Here is a 23799-nt window from a genome sequence, read left to right on the forward strand (position 1 = left end):
CTCAAACTTTCGCGTTCATTCTGCAAGCAGAATGTTCACTCACTCGTTGTTCAGTTTTCAAAGATCAAACTTGTTTCATCATTGCTTGTGTTTCTCATGTCCACCGTGTGTTTCAGCGGCGACTTAAATAATATATCATACGGCTGAATCTAATGCAATAGTTTTTTTTCAATTCTTTTCTTTAGTCGTTTTGCATTAGCTAGAGCTATCATAACGGTTCCCTATCTTGTCCTATCATAATGGTATGAACTCTCATAGGGTACAAATATTTTAACATATTCATGAAAGGGTTTACAATAAAATCTTAATAAAATATATTCCATTATTCATGAACAATTATATCTCCCTTATGCGAAACACATTGTTTACTCAGGTTAACGGGAAGCCAGCTCTCTATTACAGAGTAAGCTTCCCGCTGATAACAAGCACTTTATTACTTATTCATCATTCGCAAATCTCTGATTAGTTTTGTATCCATGGATTGCGACGCTTTTTATTAGATTTCCGTTGGTTGGAAGTAGCTACACTCTCTCTGGATGTTTTCCCGGACACGGATACCTTGGATTTATTCTTCAGAGGAGCCTTGCTTGTTCTGCGTTTTGCAGATGCTGACTTATTCCCGCCTTGCTTGGACTTTGCCTCTGAATCTGATCCAACCTCTTCAATGGCTACTTGACTTAAATTAGCGTCTTCACGCCCCCCTTTTTTACCACCCGTACCTTGCCCTTGAGGAGGATACATCTCACCAAACGCTCCAAGCGGGGATGGTGGAACCATGTTCTGAGTAGGGTATGGATTCTGATAAGCATACTCAATAGGTTGGTTTGGCATCGTAGATGTCGACATTTCAGGCGGCATACCGTAAGAAGGACCATACATATTCCAAGCTGGATCCTGATAACCATGAGAAGGATAAGTATACTGAGGAACATGTGTATGTGAGCCACATCCGCATGGAGGATACGGGAGCATCGAGTATGGCGATATAAAAGACGGCTGGTGATTCATATGACTAGGTGCTGCATACGTTGGAAATGGACTATTCACTTCGCCAGCTGGCGCAATTGGAAATGAGTTGTTTTGCATTTCTGGGGACAGATTTGGCATAACGTTATTGTGGTTATAGCTCTGCTCCGCACCAGTCCACGGACTGTTAGGCAGATCACTGCCACTGTAAGGACTAACTTCCGTAAGCCCTGGGAACGGCGCATTGTTGCTCATTCCTGCCGTGTACATGTCTTGCTGAACACCATATACCTCTTGTACAGGAACCGGGATTTGAACGTAAGGATGTTCCGCTGGCGCATGATGCAGCTTGTTACCACAACCACAAGGCTTTTTCGTTGCTTGTGCAACCTCAGTTGGAGACTTTGTATTAGGCATTACAGGCAGAGGCATAATTTCAGGCGAAAGATTAGGCATTGTGTATTTCTTGGATTCCGCTACCGGTTTTACATGAACTTCGGGTTTAACCTCTTCTTTTTTATGCGTTTCCTTTTCAGGTTTCACTTCAGGAAGCTCTGGCAATTGCGGCAGTACCTCCAGTTCAGGCTTCACATTCGGCTTCTCCGTATTGGCTGGTGGTGGCGCAGGTACTGGAACAGGAACCTCTGCTACTGGAGCAGGAGGAGTTGGCATAACTGGCGCCGGTGGTTCCGGTTCTTTGACTCCCGTGTATTCCTTACCTTCAGGTGACAACTTTTCATGAGCAGCAATATTGCTGGCACCCGAATTAGATGTGCTGTTTCCTTGTGCGTGCATTGATGGAATATAAACTGTCTCCCCCACCAGCAGAGCGTTCGGATTCTTCAACTGTGGATTGGCATTGATCATATCTTTCAAAGGAACTCCCCAGGCTTGTGCCAACTTCCATAATGAATCTCCTTGCTGAACCTTGTGACTGTGCAGCACACCTTCTGGCTTCGGTGTTACTGGCTCTGCAGGAATTTTGACCTTCATGCCAATATCCAGCTTGTCGGGATTTGTGATTTGCGGATTAGCCGCGATCAATTTGTCCAGCGCTACATTGTATTTTTGGGACAGCAGATATAATGTGTCGCCTTTTTTCACCATGTGTATTTTCACAGGGAACTAACCTCCTAGACGTCATACTTGGGCAGTACATTCGCCCATACCGTTACTACATCCTATGCAGAAACCGGGCTAATGACATCAACTAAACAAAAAAAATCCTCCTGTCTCTAAAATTCCCATACACCAGGTATGCTGAATTTTATCGGACAAGGAGGATTTCTGTTCCCTTTGCTATACAATTCTAACTTAAGCTTCCCACACTTTATAGCCATCTTTGTCAACAATCTGACGGAATGCTTCCAGCAGTCTCAGCGTTACCGGACCTGCTACACCCGTACCAATTGTTCTTCCATCCACTTCATATGCAGCGATAACTTCTGCAGCTGTCCCGGTGAAAAAGACTTCGTCTGCGATATACACATCATGCAGGGTGAATGGTATTTCTTTTAATTCAAGCTCCAGTTCTCCACATAGATCGATAATGGCTTGACGTGTAATCCCCTCAAGTGCACCGAGATAACAAGGCGGCGTGTACACTACACCATTTTTGATGATGAAGATGTTATCACTTGAACCCTCAGTAACGTAACCTTGGGAATTCAACATAATTGCTTCTCCAGCACCTGAATAGTTAGACTGGATTTTAACCAGGATGTTATTCAGATAGTTCAAAGATTTAATTTTCGGATTCAAGGCGTCCGGGATGTTCCGGCGTTGGGATACGGACACGGCTTTCAACCCAGTAAGATATGCTTCCTCTGGATAGATCGCCAATTGCTCCACGATGATGATTACAGATGCCTTAGGGCAACGTAACGGGTCCAACCCCAGATTACCAGGGCCACGCGATACAATAAGACGAATATAACCATTACGCATATCATTGCGGCGCACCGTTTCAGCCATCACTTCCAGCATCTCATCCATGGACAGCGGAATGTTCAAACTGATGGATTTTGCCGAATCATACAAACGATCCAAGTGGGCCTTACATCTGAAAATATTTCCGTTATAGATCCGAATACCTTCGAAAATCCCGTCTCCATACAAAAATCCATGATCATATACCGAAACGGTTGCGTTCTCCTTGGTCACATACTGACCATCCAAATAGATCCATTGTTCTGCCACTGATGACTGCACCTCCATAAAAGTTCCATTCCCTGTACTCCGAAACGTTATTAACCCGTCCATTGTACACCAAATGACAAGCCATTACTCGCTCATTCTACCCCGACTTATGACAACCTTCTAACATTCCCAAACACCATCAGGTCAATTATCTCGAAGGATATGTATAACAAGGATAGCTACCCAGAACGCGCACCTGACAATTCAATGCTTCAATCTCTGCCATGGCTGCGGTAAGCAATACCGAATCGACCGTTTCCACAACATCAATGTAGAAATAGTAACTGCCCAGTCGTTTCTTCGTTGGACGAGATTCGAGACGGGTCAAGTTCAGCTTCCGCCATGCAAAAGCTGACAATACCTGATGCAGCGCACCCGGTGCATCTTCTGGCAATGTCACCAGCAAGCTGGTTTTTACATGATCCGGTTCACGTGGAATGTTCACAGGTTCATGGCCAATGAGCACAAAACGGGTGTAGTTGTTGTCATGATCTGTAACCCGTTCAGCCATAATGTCCAAGCCATGCTTCTGAGCAGCAAGCTTTGTACCGATCGCCACCCAGCCCTTACCTGGATTTTTTTTCACAATTTCTACAGCTTCGGCTGTACTGTTCACACCTTCAAGGTCCGCCCCAGGCGAATGCAGCCGAATAAAATTCTGACACTGCGGAATAGCCACAGGATGAGACATGATCTTGGTAATTTTACCGAAATCATATTCGCCGCTCGCCGTCCTAAATTCCGAGCCATGTCCAATAACATTTTGGATGGATGGGTATACCCACTCCGCTTGCATTGGAATATCGACTTCATTCACAAGCCAGTCCATATGAAGACTAACGGAACCTTCAATTGTATTTTCAATCGGAATGACACTGTATTGTGTTTTCCCACTATCTGTTGCTCGAAAAACATCCGAAATCAGCTTGGAGTGTTGCAAATCTAACGGTTCACTGTTAAAAAGGAAATCAATCGCCTCATGGGAAACTGAGCCTTCAGGTAATACTGCAATTCGTTTCATGCATTAACTTCCCCTTTGATTCTGTCCACAAAAGGACGTTCGTCTTGATCAGGCAGCACGGTTACACCGTCCAAATCCGGATCGAGCCACAGCGCAGAAGCAGATATGCCCTCCCGCTCCATGGTATTAAGCAAATATTGTTCTAATTCCGCTTTGCGGGTGTCATGACGATCTACCAAAGTCAATACGGTCGGTCCAGCTCCGCTCAGGGCAGCTCCCAACGCTCCATGATCGACAGCATGTTCCAATATCTCAGCCATGCCTGGCACCAATGATGCCCGATATGGTTGGTGAATTCGATCTGACATCGCCTTCTGAATCATATCCAGTCGTCCACTCGCCAAAGCGGCAACGAGCAGTGAGGATCTGCTAATGTTATGCACTACATCAGACATGCCAAATTGCTCCGGAATCACATTCCTTGCTTTTGAAGTAGACAGCTGGAACTCAGGTACAATAACCAAAGCCTGCAAATCCTGGTGTGGTTCAATGCGAATATGATCAACCTTCTGACCATTCCAAGCAGCTGTAATAATACCCCCAAATAACGATGCTCCCACATTATCAGGATGTTTCTCAAGGGATGTGGCCATATCCAGAAGTTTCGCATCGGATAAAGGGGCACCAATTAATGCATTTGCTGCCGCCAGCGCACCAACGATGGCGGATGCACTGCTCCCGAGTCCCCGCGTAAGCGGAATATCGGAATACATGGATATCTCCAATTCAGGTACAGATACACCAGCTTCATCGAATACCATCTGTGCGACCTCATAGATCAGATTCGATTTATCCGTAGGCAGGCCTGTCAGATGATCGCCGTGAAGATGAAATGTCGTCTGCTCGGCAGGTTTCATTTCCAACCAGGCGTATAGAGACAATGCCATGCCCAGGGTATCAAACCCCGGGCCGAGATTAGCTGTGCTTGCAGGTATTTTTACAGTTACCTTTTCACGCAAACTCATACAGATTGCTGCTCCAGTTGTGCAATGGCCGCCATTACCGCTTCTTCCGTATCTTCAACAACAAGTGGCTCAGTCGCTACTGTTTTGATCGCAATATTAGGATCTTTCAAGCCATTACCTGTCAGTACACAAACGACAGTCTCTCCGCCTTTAAAGTACCCTTCACTCTTCAGTTTGTATACACCGGCAAGGGAAGCCGCAGAAGCAGGTTCAGCAAAAATTCCTTCCCGAGAAGCAAGTGTACGATACGCTGCCAGGATTTGTTCATCCGTTACATAGTTGATCTGTCCGCCAGATTCCTCAGCTGCAGCTACTGCCGTTTTCCAGCTCGCCGGATTACCGATTCGAATTGCTGTTGCTACTGTTTCAGGTTCAAGGATCGGCTCTCCTTTGACAATGGCCATCGCACCTTCAGCTTCGAAACCAACCATACGTGGAAGCGTGCTGGATTTACCTGCCTCTTTATATTCTTTGAAACCTTTCCAATAAGCCGAGATATTACCGGCATTACCAACTGGAATAGCCAGAACGTCAGGCGCTTCGCCAAGTTGTTCAATGACTTCAAACGCTGCTGTCTTCTGTCCCTCAATCCGGAACGGATTCACAGAGTTTACAAGCGTGATCGGATGTTTGGCTGTGATCTCACGCACAATCTCCAGTGCACGGTCAAAGTTACCATTAATCGCGATCACCTTAGCTCCATAGATCATGGCTTGGGCCAGTTTACCCAGTGCAATGTTGTTATTCGGGATCAGTACGATACAATTGAGGCCACCACGTGCGGCATAGGCCGCTGCAGCTGCTGATGTATTACCTGTGGATGCACACATGATCGTACGGCTGCCCTCTTCCATAGCTTTGGCAACTGCCATAACCATACCGCGGTCTTTGAAGGATCCCGTAGGATTCAAACCTTCGTATTTGAAGTAAACATTCAAGCCAAGTTCCTCAGACAGATTCTCTGCATGAATCAACGGTGTATTTCCTTCCTGAAGCGTAAGCAGGGGTGTATTTTCATTAACTGGAAGGTGCTCTCTGTACGTTTGCAAAAGTCCTTGATATCTCATTGTGGGTAAACTCCTTTATGTTTTAATAATCTGAAATGATGACCTGTTGAACCAGATATGATTAACTTGTACGTTATAACTGAAATAATTGAAATGCCGTATGGAATACGGACAATTATCCTTCGACCCGGTAGACACTCTTAATGCGGCGAATGACGCTGAGTGATTCAAAATGTTTTAACACCTTATCCATGCTTGCCTTACTTGCATTATGTGTAACGATAATGATCTCGGCATCCGGGTTGTGCTCATTCGGCTGTTGAACAACCGACGCCAGACTGACATCATATTCTGCGAAAATTTGTGTGATTTGTGCCAATACACCGGCTTTGTCGTCTACGTGTAGTAAAATAAAATTTTTCGACACGATCTGCTCGTCGCTTTGCAGCCGCTTCGTCTTATAAGGCACAATTGCTTTGAGACCATTCACACCAAGTTTGAGGTTTTTGGTAACCGCCACAATGTCAGCTACAACCGAAGTTGCCGTTGGCAGTTCTCCCGCACCCGCACCGTAGAACATCGTCTCCCCTACAGCTTCACCGTGCACATACACAGCGTTAAACACACCGTTGACTGAAGCAATCGGGTGATTCTGTCTAACCATAGTCGGCTGTACGCTAATCGTGATCTCATCGTCAATCCGGTCCGCGATACCCAGTAACTTCATCTCATAGCCCAGTCTTTTGGCATACGTTATGTCTTCACGGGTAACGGCGGATATCCCTTTAACAGTTACATCCTTCAACTCCACATTGGTGCGGAAACCCAGCGTGCTCAAGATCGCCATTTTGCGAGCTGCGTCAAGTCCTTCCACATCGGAGGTTGGATCTGATTCCGCGTATCCCAGCGCCTGTGCCTCAGCCAGCACTTCTTCATAGGATGCACCTTCCTGACTCATTTTGGTCAGAATAAAGTTCGTTGTTCCATTCACTATCCCCATAATGCGAGTAATCCGGTCTGAAGAGAAACCTTCAATTAACGTACGAATGATTGGAATCCCTCCCGCAACACTCGCCTCATAGAACACATCACATTGCTTTTCCTGCGCCTTCGCCAAAATCTCTGTACCATGCAGTGCCATGAGATCTTTGTTCGCTGTTACGATATGTTTCCCACGTTCCAACGCTTCAAGGATATACTCCTTCGTCTGATCAATGCCGCCCATGACTTCAACGATGACATCAATATCCGGATGACGAATGACTTCCCAAGGATCTTCAGTGAGCTTGGCACGGTCTACAGCAATAACACGTTCTTTCTCTGTATTTTTCACTGCGATCTTCTCGATGACAATCGGCGACCCAACCTGACTGCTTAGATCTTCCTGATTCCCTTCCACAATACGAACGACTCCCGTTCCGACAGTTCCCAGACCCAACAATCCGACTTTTACTGGTTTCACTAACGATCTACCCCCTAATGTCTATTCTTGTCTGTCAGTCCTGTATGTTAAAGCCTAATTAACCTTGGCCTACAATACGCGTGCGTCTTACACCAGGCATATCTTGCATTCGTTCCAGCATTTCACCAATTTCACTATGAAGATGTGTCGTTTCGACTGAAATGACAACATTGGCTCTCCCCTGAAGCGGGATACTCTGATTAATCGTGAGAACATTGGCTCCATAACCAGCTACATGTCCAAGCACACGAGACAAGATCCCTGACTGATGCTCCAGATCAATGGAGATCGTTACAATTCTCTCGCGTTCAAGCTGGTTGATTAGATGAATTCCATCCTTGTACTTGTAAAAGGCACTCCGACTTAATCCGACCTGTTCAACCGCCTCATGCACTGTTTTAACATCACCAGAAGCCAGTAATTCTTTTACCTGCATGGTCTTCACCACAGCCTCTGGCAAAATATCTTCCCGTACTAAGTAATAGCGTTCGTTCACGGAACGTCCTCTCCTCAAAGACTCATGTATTCATATAGTGGACATTATATAGGATCTGTGGCAAAAGGGCAATACATGACACGCCTATTTTTTGAAATACGTTCCTCACAGTATACAAGTTTATGCCTCTCCCATGTCAGGAAAAACAAAAAAAAACGCAGAGGAGTAGGTCAACTTCCCACTTCTCTGCGTTCGTATATCTGTCTCTCCATGGAAGACGGCTACTTAGTAGTAACTGCTGCCTTCCACGAATTCGAATTCAAAGTCTCCGATGCGCACGATGGTGCCTTCTACAGCTCCGCGCTTACGCAACTCAGCATCCACACCCATATAACGCAGTGTACGTGCGAGTTTCAGTATAGCCTCATGCGAGTTCAATTGCATCCGTTTCATCATGCGGTCAATCTTGGCGCTTTCGACAACGAACATTTCATTCTCACGCACAATTTTGAAACCATCGTCTTCTTTTTTGTCCAGACTGTATACTTTTCGTTCAGATACATCTGCTACCTCTTCAACTACTGGCTCGTCAGCAATCTGATCCAACAGATCAGCGGCACGATACAAGAGCTCTTGAATCCCTTTACGAGTCAGAGATGAAATAGGCATTACTTCAATATCCGGTTGCACCTCACGAACTTGCTGTAAGAATTGCTCTAAGTTTGCTTCGGAGTCCGGCATATCCATTTTATTGGCTGCTACAACCTGCGGTCTCTCAGCAAGAAGCGGATTGTACAGTTTCAGTTCATCATTAATTTTCTGCCAGTCTTCAAATGGATCGCGTCCTTCTGAACCCGACATGTCCACCACATGAATTATAATACGAGTACGCTCGACATGACGTAAAAACTCATGTCCCAGTCCGATTCCTTCATGTGCCCCTTCAATCAGACCAGGCAAATCGGCCATAACGAAGCTGCGACCTTCACCTACACCGACTACACCCAGGTTCGGTGTTATGGTTGTGAAATGGTATGCACCAATCTTTGGCTTCGCTGACGAAACGACAGAAAGCAATGTGGATTTCCCGACACTCGGGAAACCAACCAGACCCACATCGGCCATAACTTTCAATTCAAGCACGATGTAACGCTCTTGTCCTTCTTCACCGTTCTCAGCAAGTTCAGGCGCAGGGTTGTTCGGGGTGGCAAACCGGATGTTACCCCGTCCGCCCCGACCACCACGAGCAATAACAACCTGTTGACCGTGGCGTGTCATATCCGCCAGTACTTCTCCACTGTCTTCATCCAAAATGACAGTTCCTGGTGGAATGCGCACAATCATGTTCTCAGCGTTTGCACCATGCTGACTTTTATTACGTCCCTTCTCACCACGCGGAGCTTTGAAGTGACGCTGGTAACGGAAATCCATCAACGTCCGCAGACCTTCATCCACACGGAAAATGATGTCAGCGCCTCTGCCTCCATCGCCTCCAGCTGGTCCGCCGTTTGGTACGTACTTCTCACGACGGAACGAAATAATTCCGTCCCCTCCGTCTCCGGCTTTTACATAAATCTTCGCTTTATCTACAAACATTGGTTAACCCCTTCTTCCTATATTCCACACGGCATTCTGAATTGTATAAACGTATCCTCAGACGGAAACTGCTCCGTTCTGACTTTTTTTCCTTTGAGTACGGCAGTGAGCTGCCGCAGTGTTTCCGGATCGGGTGTTTGATCCCCATCCAGTCGGACAACCACATCTCCATGATCCTGTCCGAAGTTCAAGGTCAGTTTGCGAACCTCTCCCCAAGAAGACCGGCCGCCGCCGTATTGATAGGCCCTGATTGCATCCGCAATCGCCCCGGTAAGTGACTCGCCATCCTCGGGAGAGACCAGAGCACTAAGCTGCAACTCATCTTCTATTTCCACATGCAATTCCAGCGCCATTCCACTGGCCCGAAAAGATTGAAGATAAAATACGAGGGAGGGAATGCCCAACCTGGAGATTCGGCTCTCTTCCGTAACCCGCTCTTTTATTCTTTCCACACATTGCAGAGATTTATCAAGTTTGCCCAGCCGAAGATATCCATATAACACCTGAAGGTCGTTCATCCAGTCGTGTCGATGATGGTTTAATGAAGCAATTGCTGTCTTTTCCATGGATTGTATGATGGTTCTGCGTTCCGCCTCCGCCTGTTTCTTCATCGCATTCACAGAAATGAGCAATACTGCGACGGACCACAATGCGCATACGACGCTTGAGATCATCGCCGGATACAACATAACGAAAACCAAAGGAATCAGAAGTGAACATGCCGCAATCCACGGCACTCTTTTCCAAGATTTCATGGCTTCTCCCCGTTCTACAAAACTCGGTTGGTCTACACCCACCGTAACCAAGTATAACATGTCTTTTCTGCCAGTTCATTATCGAATAACCGTTGAATACAAAAAACCTTCGGCAAAAATGCCGAAGGCTCCTTAGGCGGAATGCCGATATTACGCTTCTACTGCTGCTGCTACAGGAGCAACATTAACAGGATAGATGCTTACTTTTTTGCGATCGCGTCCCCAACGTTCGAATTTTACAACGCCGTCGATTTTCGCGAACAAAGTGTCATCTTTACCGATGCCAACGTTAGTTCCTGGGTGAATTTTCGTTCCGCGTTGGCGAACAAGAATGCTACCACCAGTTACAGTTTGACCATCAGCACGTTTAACACCCAGACGTTGAGCATTACTGTCACGTCCGTTCTTCGTGGAACCTACACCTTTTTTCGATGCGAATAACTGAAGATTTAATTTCAACATGATTGGTTGTCCTCCTTCTTTGCTTATTTGAATTGCTGTATTTTAATATACTTCCCGTATGACTCTGCAATATTAGAGAGCATAACCACCATGGATTCGAGTAACAATTGTACCTGGGACCAGGTTTCCCCTCTCTCTAACAAAGGTAAAGAACCACTTAAAAAGCCATTCTTCATCTTGGCATCCATTTCGACACCGGTCAATGTTTCAATTGAGTTCACCGTACCCACTGTAACAGCGGATACCCCGGCACATACGATGTCTTCTCCCCGCTTGGCAAAATTAGCATGCCCTTCGATGGAAAAGCGTTCGATGCTCCCGTCCTCATCACGAAAGATTTGAACGATAATCACTTATCGCACCTTCTTTACGCTTTGATTGTTTCGATAGTTACTTTAGTGTACGGTTGACGGTGACCTTGCTTCACATGGTAGTTCTTTTTAGGTTTGTATTTGTATACGATAACCTTTTGTCCTTTGCCATGTTTCTCCACTTTAGCCGTTACAGTAGCTCCTGAAACCAACGGTGTACCTGCTGTCAAACCTTGATCGTTAGATACAGCCAGGACACGGTCGAACGTTACGCTTTCGCCATCGTTCGCAGTCAATTTCTCGATGAACAGAACATCGCCCTCTTGGACTTTGTACTGTTTACCGCCTGTTTCAATAATTGCGTACATTTGCCTTGCACCTCCTCATGTCTCAGACTCGCCCGTTCTCAGGTGACAGCCTCCTTGCGGAACTGTTCTTATACCTGGCCAGTGCGGTTACAGCATGTGCAAGACCAATAGGCTAAACACATACTTGAAGATTATATCACGCAATATATCAAAAATCAATGCAAAGGTGAAATATATCTTTTCCCCGTTCCATGACAGGAAGAACACGGCTCCTCATAGGGCAACGTACTCTCTTCCCGCACTTTCTTACGTGTAAGTTCGAGCAAACCCAGCTTGGTCCAGCCGATTACAAACGCTTTGGTCCGGTCCTTCTTGAGCTCGTTCTCCAAGGTTGCCGCGACTTCATGCCGATTCGAGGCTTCCTCCATATCAATGAAGTCGACAATAATCATGCCGCCGATATCCCGGAGGCGCATCAGACGGGCAATCTCTACTGCCGCCTGCATGTTGGTCTCTGTCACGGTCTCTTCCAGACTGTCACCGCCGGCTCCCGTATATTTGCCTGTATTCACATCTACTACAGTTAGAGCTTCGGTATGATCAATGACAATATATCCGCCACCCGGTAGCCACACTTTACGGGCAAAGTCCTTGTTCAACTGTTCCTGCACACCATAGGCAACAAAGATGGATTCTGTTCCCCGATACACCTGTACTTTGGGTTGATGACCGGGGCTAATCTCTTCCAGTAATGCCTTTACCTCACGGGCTTGTCCTTCACTATCCGTGATGACCTCGTCACTTCCTGGCGTATAGACATCTCTGATGATTCGCTGTACCATGCTGTGATCCCGATGCAAGAGACTTGGCGAAGGCAAACTGCCTGCTTTTTCACGAATCAGATACCACTGCGCGCGTAATGTTTCCAAGTCCGACTTAATGGCTTCATGCTGCTCTTCTCCAGATACGGTTCGAATAATAAGTCCTTCCTCATCCCGCCTCAGCTGCTCCCCAAGTGCCTTAAGACGGGAACGATCCCCCTCACGGGCAATTTTCTTGGATACCGCTACATAGTCGGCAATTGGCATGTAGACAAGCCAGCGGCCCGGGAGTGAATAATGAGTCGTCACCCGGGCTCCCTTGCCTCCTACCGGTTCTTTCAGAACCTGAACAATGACTTCCTGACCTGGACGAAGCAACTCCGAGATGGAAGGCTTCACCTTAGGCTGCTTCTCCAGATGGGGATGTAACACATCATCCACATACAGAAACGCATTCTTTTTCTGACCTATATCCACAAAAGCAGCCTGCATACCTGGTAACACATTCACGACCCGTCCCTTGAAAAAGGAACCAAGCAGTCCACGATCGCGTGTACGTTCTGCCGTAAATTCCACAGCTTTGCCTTCTTCCAGAAGCGCCATTTGCATGAGGTTATGTTCATTATGTACAATCATTTGTTTCATGGCTTCACCTCTAGAAGACATTTCAATTCATCCACATCCATTTCAGTATCTTTACAATCCTCATTGTACATGTATTAACCCATTTCAGAACAGGTCCACCAGAACACTATAATTTATCACCATTTTGTTGAAAATAGGAACCGATAATCCGTTGCTCAGGCAAGACGGCCATAATTCGACCCTGTCTGTTCATCACGTATACCATATGGTATCTTTCTCTCTTTAATAGACGCAAAATAGTGTCCAAAGGTTTCGCCGGAAATGAGATTATGGGCTGCGCCAAACTGCCAGTAGCCGCGTGACGAGCAAACAAACCCTCTCGATTCATAAGAAAACGGATAAAGCGATAGGGCACATTTCGGTAATCCGTCAAGTTGGAATAGAACAAAAAAAGGCCAATTAACAGAATGTTGAGCGGTAGGCCGTAGTCTCCAGTAAACCATTGGCTTATCGCGTATAAAATAACCCCTACACTACATAGAATGCTAATTCTGTAAGTCCACATTAATGTTGTATAGTAGGGTGCCCACAGACTGACAAGTGCCTGAACAATTTTCCCTCCGTCCAGAGGAAGTACTGGCAGCAGGTTAAAGAGCGCGATGAGCAGGTTCCCCTGAATGATATAATTGAGAAAAACCGGATCGCCCAGATGGCCATACTGTAGCAGCAAAACCACACCAACCATCAGCATGTTCTGTAATGGACCTGCCAAAGCAATCACGATCTCCCGGTAAGCCGTGATCGTACCCCCATCTTCGATAACCGCTACGCCTCCAAAAGGAAGCATCTGGATCGACAAAACACGATAGCCCAGAAGCGCCGCCGCAGCAGCATGTCCACATTCATGGATGAATACGATGGCAAACAACGTAATAAGTTCAATAAAATGTCCAGTCAAAAGGGAGGCCATCATGATAATTACAAAAAACGGATGGAACGATATTCGGACTCCCCACACCCTAATCAAGGGCAACAACTTCCGTTGGATCTACGTACTCCTCACCCTCTTTGACTGCAAAATAGAGCGTGGCCGGTTGTTGACCACCAGTAGCCTTGAGACTTCCCACCGGATTTCCCGCTTCCACCCAATCATTCACACTCACTTCGCTTTCGTTCAGCCGACCGTAGATCGCCGTGACATTACCGGTATGCTGGATGACAACCGTGAATCCACTTGCTGCATCCCCGATAACCTCCATGACACGCCCGGCATCCGAACTTGCAACTTGTATAAGTTCTGCACCTGCGGCATCCGGAACGATCTCAATTCCCTTCATACTCAGCGCGAACGGCTGAACCACTGTTCCTGAGATGGGTTTCCCCAGTAACTGCCGAATGCCTGAACCATTGACAACATCCGTCGTATGTCCAAGTACAGGCAGAAACGAAGGCGTTCCTCCAAAATACCGCTCATACCAAGCAGCTGCAGAGGCAAAATCCATATCTCGATGGAGTGCATCGGCAATGACTGTTTTGGGGGATGTTGTCCACGATGTATCTAATTGAAACAGCCCCCATACGCCGCCAAATATGAAAGCGCTAATGACCGTTCGTTTTAGAAGCGACTTGAACAGGTTGAATCTCGAATGCCCTCCTGGAGCGAAATGACCGTTCTCTTTTTTCCACAACCATTCCGGATCTCGTTCTTGTATCTCTTCACTAGACGTAAACGGTTTCCGGTGCAAGATCTCATTCTTGTCCAACAATGAACCTACCTTTTGCTCCTGTAAGACCTCCACAGTCGCACCGTCCATCAGCCGCCGAATGCGTTCTTCTCGTCTCTGCTTGATTCTGAGTTTCGTATTCATGGAATATCCTCCCGCCGAGGCTTGTTTACTACATCCTATGAAGAGGTAGATGATAATATGAACAAGCCTGCGGGCAGGTAACAAAAAAAGCCGGGCTATGAGCCACGGCTGTCATGTATTCAGGTTATGAATAATTTCGTTTAACGAGTTAACCCATTCCGAAGAACTTTTTGAAACGAGAAAAAGCACCCTTTTTCTGCTCCAGCTGCATCAAAGGAACCGTATCTCCCAGAATGCGGCGTGCGATATTCCGATATGCAATCGCTGCAAGTGAATCCGGATTCATGACCGTAGGTTCGCCTGAATTGGCAGCTTTGATGACCAGTTCATCATCAGGCACGATGCCAATCAGGTCAATATTAAGTACTTGTAAAATACCATCGATATCTAACATGTCACCCGATTTAACCATATTATTGCGAATTCGATTCACTACCAGCTTTGGTGATTGAATGTGCGAACTCTCCAGTAACCCAATGACGCGATCCGCATCACGTACTGCAGCATTTTCCGGTGTAGTGACCACGATGGCTTGATCTGCTCCTGCTACCGCATTTTTGAAACCCTGCTCTATACCGGCTGGGCAATCAATAATGACGTATTCAAAATCTTTTTTTAGTTCAAGGATAATATCCTTCACCTGTTCTGGCGACACCGAGTTTTTGTCTCTCGTCTGCGCCGCAGGCAACATATATAATTCTTCGAAACGCTTGTCTTTGACCAAAGCCTGATTCAGACGGCAGCGGCCGTCCGCAACGTCGCACAGATCGTAAATAATACGGTTTTCGAGTCCCATCACGACATCCAAATTACGAAGGCCGATATCGGTATCTACCAGACAAACCTTTTTGCCGAGCAGCGCCAGCGCTGTCCCGATGTTTGCCGAGGTGGTTGTTTTACCCACGCCGCCTTTACCCGAAGTGATCACGATCGCCTCTCCCATGAGCTACACTCCTTTAAACACATTAAAATCTCGGCGTAACCGAACGATATTGCTCATTTTGTCTATCTGCATCTGATTGTCCTGTAAGTAAGCAAATTCCATTCCGGTCTCTCGGCTCTCCCATTCATCGGGAGGACGACTGATGATATCGGCAATACGCAGCTGCGTCGGTGCAAATACCGAAGCCGCAATGATTGCTTCTTCGTCCCCTCCAATTCCGGCATGAGCCATGCCTCTGAGTGAACCCAACACATATATATCTCCGGTACACGTCACTGTGCCCCCCGGATTGATATCCCCAAGAAACAGGAGATTTCCTTCATGATGAAGCACCTGACCTGAACGCACCATGCCACACATGGTTACAATCGGCGGCGGTCCTTTAACCTCCGGTTGGAGTGCAGGTGAGTCGATGGATCGAATAAGCAGATTCCCTTTTTGCTTTAATATATCGAGGATTGCTTCTTTCTGGTCCTCTGTCACTTCGCGGGCACCCAACTTGATATCCACATGAACAATCGGTCCGGTCAAAATATTTTGATGGCTGTGTTCCAGCTTATAGCGGAGCTCATAGAGCAATTCCTCGAATTCACATTGATCGTCCAACAGGAAAACCAGGCCGTCTCGGATGCCTTTAATCGTTACGTGATTCGATTTTACCGTCATAAGCCTGTCCCTCCCATCTCATTACATTTCGTGCCCGGGGCCCCAAGTTCCTGCTTTGCGCTCCATAAATGTATTTTAGGAAGCTTCTTCTGTCTTGCTCCGTCTCTTGCCGATCCGCTCCAGTTGTTTCCGAAGCGGGACATATATGATCAAGGCAAACACAAAATGAATGAACAAATTAGGAATCATGTATTCAATCAATGCCCAGTCAAAGGTCACGTGGTTAAGTTGGAAGAGCTTGTACAGGAAGAATAGCATGGTGTCATTCAGCAGACTTCCCAAAATGACAACCGATACCATAACCGGCAGTGGTGCACGCGGTGCTTGAAAAATGAGTCCCATCATGTAAGCCGATAATCCCATCGAGAATCCATAAGGTCCAATCATCTCGCCGTAGAATACAACGTCATGCAATAGTCCAAAAAATATACCAAGCACTAGTGCCGTGTGCCGATGATGATATACAGCGATAAACAAAATGACGATATAGACCAGATTGGCAGAAATACGCATCTGCCAGCCAGAAGGAATGAGCAGCGGCAAAATCGTGCCTTCCGCAATGAACAAAACGAATAACAACAGGAACAAGACTTGCTTGCGTGTCACCATTATTCTTTTACCTCAGGCGGGATAATGACAATCAGCTCTTTCCAATCTAGGAAGCTCGCATATGGCTCAATCGTAGCTGTTTTGGTTAAACCATACTCACTTTTCTCGACACTCTTCACTTCACCAATCCGCATGTACTTCGGAAAGTTATTGATGATTCCGGAGGAGATGATCTCATCACCCTTTTGGATATTAGAATCTTCCGAGATTTTGGTCATCTTGAGCATGCCCGTCTTCGGATCATAACTCTCAATCATGCCAAATACTTTTTCTTTACCTACAGCCGTTGCTGCAATGGCATTGGATGTCGGATCGTTGGCATCCATGGACGTTAAAAGATTAACGGTTGACGTATATGAGCTGACATGACTAATCACGCCGACCAGCCCTTCCTGCGAGGTAACAGCCATCCCCGGCTTAATCCCCGCATTTTCACCGATATCAATATTAATCGTTCTGCTGTTTGGATCTGAATTGGCACTGATAACCTGAGCAATTCGTGAACCGTAATTATACCGATTTTTCTGTTCTTCGGTGAAATTGAGCGCTTTCTGCAGCTGCTCATTCACTTGCTCCATATCATTGTACTTCAGCCGGTCCCGGGTATAGTGCCCCATCGCGATGCGAAGCTCTTCATTCTCCTCATATACCGTACGCATGTTCGCTACATCTTTGAAAAAGCCCGCTACATAGGAAGCGGGCTTGTAAAATACGTATTGTACAAATCCAACTGAATCCTTCAGGAATTTCTCCGGCCAGGATAGAGTGGTTCGCGGACTGAGCGTAAAGCCCATTAACGCGATAAATGTAACAAGGCCCACCAGCAAAACAAAAAGTCTTTTGTTGCCTAGCAGTTTAAACAGTTCTAACACCCTCTAACATCCATATTCTCTTCCGAGCCATGCCCGGCGGGGAGACTGTCAGACCTGTAGTCCCTGCGAGAATATCAGCCGATCCTCCCCTGTTAAGCGGGTAATAGCTCATCCCCGGGGTTAACCGGGTCCTCTATAAAGATATCTTGCCACTTAGTCGCTATGCCAAGTTAGGCAAATACCCATTAACGTTTGGAACGAACTGCCGAACTGCTTCTGCTTTTGAACAAATGAATATTCTCTAGCGCTTTACCTGTTCCGATCGCTACACAATCCAGCGGGTTCTCAGCCACGATGACAGGCATTCCTGTCTCACCAGCCAGAAGCTTGTCCAAGTTGCGAAGTAATGCCCCACCACCTGTAAGAACGATTCCACGATCCATGATATCTGCTGCAAGTTCAGGCGGGCATTTCTCGAGTGTTACTTTTACCGCTTCAACAATCGCATTCACTGTATCAGCCAACGCTTCGCTGATCTCGTCCGATGTAATCGTAATGGTCTTCGGTAGACCTGTAACGAGGTCACGTCCACGAATTTCCATCGTTTCTACTTGCTCCAATGGCATTGCTGATCCGATGTCCATCTTTAATTGCTCCGATGTACGCTCACCGATCATCAGATTGTATTGGCGCTTGATGTACTGGATAACGGATTCATCCATCTCGTCACCTGCTACACGAACCGAACGGCTCGTTACAATACCACCAAGAGAGATAACAGCCACTTCTGTTGTACCGCCACCAATATCGACAACCATACTACCCGTTGGTTCCCATACAGGCAGATCTGCACCAATTGCAGCCGCAAAAGGCTCTTCAATTGTGTAGGCTTCACGTGCTCCAGCCTGTTTGGTTGCATCTTCAACCGCACGTTGTTCTACTGCCGTGATCCCGGATGGTACACATACCATCACGTTTGGATGACGTTGGAACATGGAGCGTTGTTTCTGCGCCTCACGGATAAAATATTTAATCATTGTTGCCGTTGTATCAAAATCGGCAATAACGCCATCTTTCATTGGACGAATGGCACGAATGTTACCTGGTGTACGTCCAATCATTTTTTTGGCGGATTCACCTACTGCTTCGATACTATTTGTATCTGTCCGTATTGCGACAACCGAAGGTTCGCGCACCACAATTCCTTTTCCTCGTACATAAACCAACGTATTTGCTGTCCCCAAGTCAATACCCAAATCTTTCGTAAAACCACCAAACATAACAATAATCTCCTTTTCTGCCTCATATAGCTGCTCTATTCTGATCCAGAGCGTGATCATTTCATTCCCACGTAACACGTGGAGCTAATATTCGCATTTGTTTTTTTGCATTTGTAAAGTGAACCTATCTTTTACGGACAACGCCGTTAACATTCATAGGAAAACATCAACGCCAACCATTATATTATACTAAGCCCTTCTCCTTCAAACTTACGTACGTTCCATCTCCGATAATAATATGATCGAGCACGTCAATACCAACAATAGCACCTGCTTCAATCAGTCTCTTGGTTATTTGGATATCCTCCGGACTGGGCGTAGGATCACCGCTCGGATGGTTGTGTGCGCACACAATCGATGCGCTACTGCATTTGATGGCAGCCCGGAACACTTCACGCGGATGTACAATCGAAGCATTAAGGCTGCCCATGGAGAGTGTTTCCTGGGCAATAATATGATTTTTGCTATTCAGAAAGAGACACACAAAATGTTCTTTTTGCAAATAACGTAATTGTTCGATCAGGATGTCAGCTGCATCACGCGGTGTACGAATTGAAGTCGACTGTGTGAGTCTACTCTTGGCAATTCGATGCCCCAGCTCAATGCCAGCTTTCAATTGTACAGCCTTGGCATTGCCGATCCCTTTCATCGCAGTCAATTCTTCCAGACTCAGATCCATTAACGAACGAATGCCACCCGTTTCGGTCAGAATCCGCTGTGCCATATGCACCGCGGATTCCTGTCTAGTGCCTGTTCGAAGTAAAATTGCCAGCAATTCAGCATGGCTTAAGGCGCCCGCCCCGTATTCCATCATGCGTTCTCTCGGGCGTTCTTCCTGGGGGATGTCGCGCATCATGTATTGAGGCGACTCCATATGTTCCCTCTTTTCATCTCACAACATCTGGCTTCTTTCATGCTCGTGGCAACACATGTACGCCGAACCCGTCCAACATGTCACTTAGCAAGGATAGCGGCAGTCCAACCACATTAAAATAACATCCTTCAATACGGTCGATCAGTGAAGCGCCAATGCCCTGAATGGCATAAGATCCCGCCTTATCCGAAGGCTCACCTGTCTTCACATAAGCACGGATGGTCGCATCCGACAGTTCTTTCATTGTTACATCGGTCTGTCGGTAATGAACTAACGACTGTCCATTTCCCGCATCAATACAAGCGACTCCGGTAAACACCCGATGTACACGACCCTGTAGCCGGGATAACATACGTTCAGCATCCGCTTCGTCTACGGGTTTGCCTAGAATCTCACCATCCAGAACAACAACGGTGTCACTACCAACAATAATGGCTTCCTGCTCGCGGCCTTCAAGCCCGCGATACACGGCAAGCGCCTTGCGCAAAGCAAGCTCCTGTACCGTCTGTTCAGGTGTCCACTCTGGTGGTGTATCTTCATTGGCATGACTTGGTATTACATCAAACGCTAGGTGGAGTGATGCGATCAGTTCTTTGCGCCGAGGCGATGTAGAGGCCAGAATAATAGGGCGTTGCTCTGCGTTATCCAAAATGAACGGCTCCTTATGCCACGGCAACATCCTGTCCGGATCACGATAATAGATGTCACTGGTTTAATTTTTTTCGTCATAACTCGTCATTCTCCTACAGTCTGCGATACAGCCACACAGCGGCAATTATACCGATCAGACTCAGAAGGCTCATTTGAAATTGAAGTGAAATATCATAACTGATAATATCAAGATCAGCCTGCGGCGACCAACGTATGGTCGTGGCTTTCGTAAGAAAGGCTACTGCCTTAACAGGCTGCAGTGCCTTGGCGATCCACGCTCCGGCCATCCAGCCGAGCAGCAGAAACAGCAATAACATGCCGAAGTTTTTTTTCATCGGTAATCTTCCCTCGCCATTTTTTGACACCCACATTATTATACGGGGTTTTGTACGTCAATACAAACACAAATCCGGCAAGGGGAACTATTTCCAGTTCCTTGCCGGATCGGTATTTCCAAGCGTTGTTATGGGAAAGAGCATGTTACTGCTTAATCGCTTCGAGCCATTTTTTCTGCTGTAGAACATATTCCATCAGATCGGACTGCACGGACCACATGTGCACATCATCCGGGTTCTTGTTGTACTCTGCAATAGCCGTGATTGCACTGTTCATTGATTTCTCCATTCCACCAACAATAGGTTGTACCTCTGCAGTCAGGCCGGGTGAGAGGCTGTTCAGACCGGTTAACCATGACTGGTGCTTATTCTGAATCGCAGTCATCGTTTCTGCTGAGACTGCTGTCGGTGCGGATTGTCCCAACTGCTGAATGGACAAGGTAGACAATTGTTCGACCAGTGCAGAACTGTTTGTGAAGAAAAGCTGCACATCCTCTTGCTTGCCACCGAATATAGCCGGATTGATCTCCGGGTTCACGATCTCCTTGACATACAGTTCGACTCCCTGAGCTTTTAGCCTGGAGCTAAGTAGCTTGGCCTCTTCACGATCAGCCGAAATGCCTGCATATACTCGATTGCCATCTTCAGGATCAGACCCTGCGGCTATACCTGCCTGAGCCAGCTCAAGCTTGGCCTGCTCAGCTCGTTCAGGAGAACTGAACACGCCGTATTGAAGTGCATAATACGTGCTGCCAGTCGCCGCTGTCTGTTGCTGCTGCGCTGTACCTGCAGCCCCCTCCTGACCCGTCACTGTGGAAACTGCCTGATTGGCGGGCAGAAGATCGCCTGGCTTGACAGCTCCTTCTTTATTAAAAAATGAAAGAATAACCATGCCAAAAAGTGCTCCGGTAACAAGTGCCCCAGTGACAGAACCAATCATTTTCCAGCCCCTTGGAGGGCGATTGCGCTTATAGGAATAGTTCTCGGAATCTGCAAGCCAGTCGTGGCCCTGATCATCCTGGGCATTAGACAGATGGCGACGCTCTTCCTCCGGATCTTCTGAATAATTATCATAACCGTAACCGGAACGGCTCCCCAAATAATGGGGTTCATCCAAGTTCAAGTTCGAATCAGGGCTCACCCGCTCGTCAGGTTCAGGTACAGTAGAGCTGGTCAGCACTGTCTCTCCCCAGTCTCCGGGGATATCCTCAGGCGTCCATGATGGGGTTGCATCCATCTGCTTAGGCGTTAGCGGTTGATGATGCGGTACTTCTTCACTTAACGTACCCAATGGACTGGACGCGGAACTCCTCTTGTTTCCAGGCTTGTCCGACTCATGATCCCCGAAGCGAAACGTCATTCTAGCATTGCTCACCCGTACCCTCTCCTTTGTCCCATTTATATCAGCTATATGCAGAGAAGGCAGAATACATTCCTAATAACGCAAAAAAAACGCCTGCTTCATATCGAAGACAGGCATTTTCTCAAATAATTTATTTCAAGCCTTTGGCAAGTGTATCGCCGACTTTCCAGATATCACCCGCACCCATCGTAATCACCAGGTCTCCTGGCTGCAAACGATGCTGCAGATCAGCTACAACTTCCTCTTTCGTAGGAAGGTACCGTGCAGATGCATTACTGTTTTGAACGATTAGTTCAACCAGTTTGGCTGAGGTTACCCCTTCGATCTGTTTTTCGCCCGCAGGAGAATAGATATCCGTAATAAGCACCTCATCCGCTTCCGCGAAAGCACGACTGAACGCATCCAGCAGGAAGAACGTACGTGTATAACGCTGTGGCTGGAATACCGCAATAATGCGTTTGCCTGTTGCTTTGGCTGCACTAATGGTCGCTTCAATCTCAGTTGGGTGATGAGCATAATCATCAATGATCAGCATATCACGCGCCTCGCCCAATACCTGGAATCTGCGTTTGGCTCCGTGGAACTGGATGATCGCTGCCACAATCTTCTCAAATGGAATACCTGCTTCCAGACAGGTAATTACAGTGGCCATCGCATTATAAACGTTATGCTTACCCGGCACTGATAATTCCACCGTGCCCATAGCAGAACCCTGATGATTCATCGTAAAGGAGATACGTCGATCGCCCAGTACAATATCCGTTGCCGTATAATCTGCAGCACGATCAATACCATAGGTTGTAATCCGTGACTTGAGTTCTGGCAAAATCGCTTGAACATTCTCGTCGTCAGAGCACACAATGGCTGTTCCTTCCGGACGAATCTGGCTCAGGAACTGCACATAAGCTTTTTTCAGTTCCTCAAAATCACTGTTGTAATTCTCCAGATGATCTGCCTCAATATTGGTTACAATACCGAGCCATGGATGGTACTGCAAAAATGAGCCATCGCTCTCGTCCGCCTCAGCGACTACCCAGTCGCCCTGGCCCGCCTTGGCGTTGGTGCCCACATTCATGATCTCTCCGCCAATGATATATGTCGGATCCGTATCACATTTATCCATAACCAGTGCAATCATGGATGAGGTTGTTGTTTTACCGTGAGCTCCGGCTACAGCCACACCTTTACGTTCGTTCAACAAACGTGCAAGCATCTGAGAACGATGCAGAATCGGAATGTTCAGCTCTGCAGCCGCTACCCGTTCCACATTATCAGCAGGCGCTGCCGTAGAGTATACAACCAGGTCTGCTCCAGTGACGTGCTCTGCCGTATGTCCGATATATATTTTCGCTCCCTTGGCTGCCAACTTCTCGGTCAACTCCTGTGAAGCGACATCCGATCCGGTAACGGTGTATCCCATTTCCAACATAACTCTTGCGATGGCACTCATGCCATATCCGCCAATCCCTATAAAATGAACGTGTTCCGATGTATTTAACAAAAC

25 protein-coding genes and 1 other annotated feature are annotated in these 23799 nt (G+C 46.9%); all 25 genes read right to left on the reverse strand.

The window, feature by feature from the left end; genetic code table 11:
* Positions 1-462: 462 nt before the first annotated feature.
* Positions 463-2085, reverse strand: a complete 1623-nt coding sequence (locus MHH93_RS21270) for a LysM peptidoglycan-binding domain-containing protein (protein ID WP_500055650.1) — start codon at positions 2083-2085, stop codon at positions 463-465.
* A 195-nt stretch (positions 2086-2280) separates the two neighbouring features.
* On the reverse strand, positions 2281-3165 hold the full coding sequence (gene ilvE, locus MHH93_RS21275; RefSeq protein WP_500055651.1) for a branched-chain-amino-acid transaminase: 885 nt from the start codon (positions 3163-3165) through the stop codon (positions 2281-2283).
* A 148-nt stretch (positions 3166-3313) separates the two neighbouring features.
* Positions 3314-4186 (reverse strand): prephenate dehydratase, encoded by an 873-nt coding sequence (gene pheA, locus MHH93_RS21280; protein ID WP_500055652.1) that lies wholly within the window; start codon positions 4184-4186, stop codon positions 3314-3316.
* Positions 4183-5151: a homoserine kinase gene (thrB, locus tag MHH93_RS21285; RefSeq protein WP_500055653.1), complete on the reverse strand. Its 969-nt coding sequence runs from the start codon at positions 5149-5151 to the stop codon at positions 4183-4185. Before thrB ends, pheA begins: the two co-directional genes overlap by 4 nt.
* Positions 5148-6218 (reverse strand): threonine synthase, encoded by a 1071-nt coding sequence (thrC, locus tag MHH93_RS21290; protein WP_440391641.1) that lies wholly within the window; start codon positions 6216-6218, stop codon positions 5148-5150. Before thrC ends, thrB begins: the two co-directional genes overlap by 4 nt.
* A gap of 115 nt (positions 6219-6333) precedes the next feature.
* Positions 6334-7620, reverse strand: a complete 1287-nt coding sequence (locus tag MHH93_RS21295) for a homoserine dehydrogenase (RefSeq protein WP_500055654.1) — start codon at positions 7618-7620, stop codon at positions 6334-6336.
* 58 nt (positions 7621-7678) lie between these two features.
* Positions 7679-8116 (reverse strand): ACT domain-containing protein, encoded by a 438-nt coding sequence (locus MHH93_RS21300; RefSeq protein WP_500055655.1) that lies wholly within the window; start codon positions 8114-8116, stop codon positions 7679-7681.
* Between the two features lie 225 nt (positions 8117-8341).
* A complete protein-coding gene (obgE, locus tag MHH93_RS21305; protein ID WP_500055656.1) occupies positions 8342-9652 on the reverse strand; it encodes a GTPase ObgE in 1311 nt (436 codons plus the stop codon).
* 17 nt (positions 9653-9669) lie between these two features.
* Positions 9670-10467: a Spo0B domain-containing protein gene (locus MHH93_RS21310; RefSeq protein ID WP_500055657.1), complete on the reverse strand. Its 798-nt coding sequence runs from the start codon at positions 10465-10467 to the stop codon at positions 9670-9672.
* A gap of 90 nt (positions 10468-10557) precedes the next feature.
* Positions 10558-10869 carry a 50S ribosomal protein L27 gene (gene rpmA, locus MHH93_RS21315; RefSeq protein ID WP_017692622.1) on the reverse strand — a complete coding sequence of 104 codons (312 nt, stop codon included), beginning with the start codon at positions 10867-10869 and terminating at the stop codon, positions 10558-10560.
* Between the two features lie 23 nt (positions 10870-10892).
* A complete protein-coding gene (locus MHH93_RS21320) occupies positions 10893-11222 on the reverse strand; it encodes a ribosomal-processing cysteine protease Prp (RefSeq protein WP_342570893.1) in 330 nt (109 codons plus the stop codon).
* Between the two features lie 14 nt (positions 11223-11236).
* Complete coding sequence (gene rplU, locus MHH93_RS21325; RefSeq protein WP_342570894.1) at positions 11237-11548, reverse strand: 50S ribosomal protein L21; 312 nt, start codon at positions 11546-11548, stop codon at positions 11237-11239.
* A 14-nt stretch (positions 11549-11562) separates the two neighbouring features.
* Positions 11563-11647: a sequence feature (ribosomal protein L21 leader region), on the reverse strand.
* Between the two features lie 56 nt (positions 11648-11703).
* Positions 11704-12954, reverse strand: coding sequence for an Rne/Rng family ribonuclease (locus MHH93_RS21330; RefSeq protein WP_500055658.1), 1251 nt, complete (start codon positions 12952-12954; stop codon positions 11704-11706).
* Between the two features lie 106 nt (positions 12955-13060).
* Complete coding sequence (locus tag MHH93_RS21335; RefSeq protein ID WP_500055659.1) at positions 13061-13921, reverse strand: site-2 protease family protein; 861 nt, start codon at positions 13919-13921, stop codon at positions 13061-13063.
* Positions 13914-14762 (reverse strand): peptidoglycan DD-metalloendopeptidase family protein, encoded by an 849-nt coding sequence (locus MHH93_RS21340; protein ID WP_500055660.1) that lies wholly within the window; start codon positions 14760-14762, stop codon positions 13914-13916. The genes MHH93_RS21335 and MHH93_RS21340 overlap by 8 nt, the downstream gene beginning before the upstream one ends.
* Positions 14763-14910: 148 nt before the next feature.
* Positions 14911-15705 (reverse strand): septum site-determining protein MinD, encoded by a 795-nt coding sequence (minD, locus tag MHH93_RS21345; protein WP_024633965.1) that lies wholly within the window; start codon positions 15703-15705, stop codon positions 14911-14913.
* A 3-nt stretch (positions 15706-15708) separates the two neighbouring features.
* On the reverse strand, positions 15709-16371 hold the full coding sequence (minC, locus tag MHH93_RS21350) for a septum site-determining protein MinC (RefSeq protein WP_017692615.1): 663 nt from the start codon (positions 16369-16371) through the stop codon (positions 15709-15711).
* 75 nt (positions 16372-16446) lie between these two features.
* Positions 16447-16980 (reverse strand): rod shape-determining protein MreD, encoded by a 534-nt coding sequence (gene mreD, locus MHH93_RS21355; protein WP_036605906.1) that lies wholly within the window; start codon positions 16978-16980, stop codon positions 16447-16449.
* Positions 16980-17852 carry a rod shape-determining protein MreC gene (gene mreC / locus MHH93_RS21360; RefSeq protein WP_500055661.1) on the reverse strand — a complete coding sequence of 291 codons (873 nt, stop codon included), beginning with the start codon at positions 17850-17852 and terminating at the stop codon, positions 16980-16982. The genes mreD and mreC overlap by 1 nt, the downstream gene beginning before the upstream one ends.
* Positions 17853-18037: 185 nt before the next feature.
* Positions 18038-19072 (reverse strand): rod shape-determining protein, encoded by a 1035-nt coding sequence (locus MHH93_RS21365; protein WP_500055662.1) that lies wholly within the window; start codon positions 19070-19072, stop codon positions 18038-18040.
* A gap of 184 nt (positions 19073-19256) precedes the next feature.
* Entirely contained in the window at positions 19257-19946 is a 690-nt protein-coding gene (radC, locus tag MHH93_RS21370; RefSeq protein ID WP_442033309.1) for a RadC family protein, read from the reverse strand.
* Between the two features lie 37 nt (positions 19947-19983).
* Positions 19984-20595 (reverse strand): Maf family protein, encoded by a 612-nt coding sequence (locus MHH93_RS21375; RefSeq protein ID WP_500055663.1) that lies wholly within the window; start codon positions 20593-20595, stop codon positions 19984-19986.
* Between the two features lie 94 nt (positions 20596-20689).
* On the reverse strand, positions 20690-20932 hold the full coding sequence (locus MHH93_RS21380; RefSeq protein ID WP_105410708.1) for a DUF4321 domain-containing protein: 243 nt from the start codon (positions 20930-20932) through the stop codon (positions 20690-20692).
* A gap of 145 nt (positions 20933-21077) precedes the next feature.
* Complete coding sequence (locus tag MHH93_RS21385; RefSeq protein ID WP_500055664.1) at positions 21078-22307, reverse strand: SPOR domain-containing protein; 1230 nt, start codon at positions 22305-22307, stop codon at positions 21078-21080.
* A 118-nt stretch (positions 22308-22425) separates the two neighbouring features.
* A complete protein-coding gene (murC, locus tag MHH93_RS21390) occupies positions 22426-23796 on the reverse strand; it encodes a UDP-N-acetylmuramate--L-alanine ligase (RefSeq protein ID WP_500055665.1) in 1371 nt (456 codons plus the stop codon).
* Between the last annotated feature and the right edge of the window lie 3 nt (positions 23797-23799).

It is taken from the genome of Priestia sp. FSL H7-0729, from assembly GCF_038005685.1.
Classification (GTDB): domain Bacteria; phylum Bacillota; class Bacilli; order Paenibacillales; family Paenibacillaceae; genus Paenibacillus.

Excerpts from the sequence above, each read along its gene's own strand:
- minC (WP_017692615.1), bottom strand. The coding sequence starts at position 16,371 with ATGACGGTAAAATCGAATCACGTAACGATTAAAGGCATCCGAGACGGC.
- thrC (WP_440391641.1), bottom strand. The coding sequence starts at position 6,218 with ATGAGATATCAAGGACTTTTGCAAACGTACAGAGAGCACCTTCCAGTT.
- thrB (WP_500055653.1), bottom strand. The coding sequence starts at position 5,151 with ATGAGTTTGCGTGAAAAGGTAACTGTAAAAATACCTGCAAGCACAGCT.
- obgE (WP_500055656.1), bottom strand. The coding sequence starts at position 9,652 with ATGTTTGTAGATAAAGCGAAGATTTATGTAAAAGCCGGAGACGGAGGG.
- rplU (WP_342570894.1), bottom strand. The coding sequence starts at position 11,548 with ATGTACGCAATTATTGAAACAGGCGGTAAACAGTACAAAGTCCAAGAG.
- MHH93_RS21310 (WP_500055657.1), bottom strand. The coding sequence starts at position 10,467 with ATGTTATACTTGGTTACGGTGGGTGTAGACCAACCGAGTTTTGTAGAA.
- MHH93_RS21340 (WP_500055660.1), bottom strand. The coding sequence starts at position 14,762 with ATGAATACGAAACTCAGAATCAAGCAGAGACGAGAAGAACGCATTCGG.
- minD (WP_024633965.1), bottom strand. The coding sequence starts at position 15,705 with ATGGGAGAGGCGATCGTGATCACTTCGGGTAAAGGCGGCGTGGGTAAA.
- rpmA (WP_017692622.1), bottom strand. The coding sequence starts at position 10,869 with ATGTTGAAATTAAATCTTCAGTTATTCGCATCGAAAAAAGGTGTAGGT.
- MHH93_RS21330 (WP_500055658.1), bottom strand. The coding sequence starts at position 12,954 with ATGAAACAAATGATTGTACATAATGAACATAACCTCATGCAAATGGCG.
- MHH93_RS21380 (WP_105410708.1), bottom strand. The coding sequence starts at position 20,932 with ATGAAAAAAAACTTCGGCATGTTATTGCTGTTTCTGCTGCTCGGCTGG.
- radC (WP_442033309.1), bottom strand. The coding sequence starts at position 19,946 with ATGGAGTCGCCTCAATACATGATGCGCGACATCCCCCAGGAAGAACGC.
- MHH93_RS21365 (WP_500055662.1), bottom strand. The coding sequence starts at position 19,072 with ATGTTTGGTGGTTTTACGAAAGATTTGGGTATTGACTTGGGGACAGCA.
- mreD (WP_036605906.1), bottom strand. The coding sequence starts at position 16,980 with ATGGTGACACGCAAGCAAGTCTTGTTCCTGTTGTTATTCGTTTTGTTC.
- pheA (WP_500055652.1), bottom strand. The coding sequence starts at position 4,186 with ATGAAACGAATTGCAGTATTACCTGAAGGCTCAGTTTCCCATGAGGCG.